The sequence below is a fragment of the Streptomyces sp. MI02-7b genome (genome assembly GCF_033793585.1).
Lineage (GTDB): Bacteria > Actinomycetota > Actinomycetes > Streptomycetales > Streptomycetaceae > Actinacidiphila.
The window spans coordinates 1-680 of sequence record NZ_JARAWX010000079.1 but is presented as its reverse complement, the minus strand read 5'-3'; the positions used below and the strand labels follow the sequence as shown (position 1 = coordinate 680).

2 protein-coding genes are annotated in these 680 nt (G+C 68.4%); both read left to right on the top strand.

Annotated features, from left to right (window positions below; all coding sequences use genetic code 11):
• Positions 1 to 247: DUF3311 domain-containing protein (locus PV364_RS41150; RefSeq protein WP_319666064.1), on the top strand; the 247-nt coding region annotated here is incomplete at its 5' end.
• A partial coding sequence (locus PV364_RS41145) for a sodium:solute symporter family transporter (RefSeq protein WP_415924680.1) occupies positions 244 to 680 on the top strand: 437 nt, incomplete at its 3' end. The genes PV364_RS41150 and PV364_RS41145, both read left to right, overlap by 4 nt.

Sequence of the window (680 nt, the reverse complement as noted above, 5' to 3'; positions counted from 1 at the left end):
AACCGGAACTCCGGTCCGGCCGCCGGTGGTCACCCCCACCCGTGTGATCGCCGGCGTCTGCCTCGTCATCCCGTTCGTCGCGATGCTCTGGGTCGGCTCGTACGCGAAGCTGACCCCCGAGTTCATCGGCATCCCGTTCTTCTACTGGTACCAGATGGCGTGGGTGTTCCTCTCCTCCGGACTGACGTACACCGCGTACGTCCTGGTCCGCCGCGAGGAGCGGGCACGGAAGGAGGCGTCGAAGTGAAGGACGGAATCAACGGCGTCGCACTGGCCGTCTTCATCTTCTTCTTCGTGGTCGTCACGGTGCTCGGCTTCCTGGCCGCCCGCTGGCGCAGGGCCGAGAACGCGCTGCACCTGGACGAGTGGGGGCTCGGCGGCCGCAGCTTCGGCGGCTGGGTCACCTGGTTCCTGCTGGGCGGGGACCTGTACACGGCCTACACCTTCGTGGCCGTCCCGGCGGCGGTGTACGCGGCGGGCGCGTCCGGCTTCTTCGCGGTGCCCTACACGATCCTGGTCTACCCGCTGGTCTTCACCTTCCTGCCGCGCCTGTGGTCGGTCTCCCACAAGCACGGCTACGTCACCACCTCGGACTTCGTCCGCGGCCGCTTCGGCTCCAAGGGCCTGTCGCTGGCGGTGGCCGTCACCGGCATCCTGGCCACCATGCCCTACATCGCGCT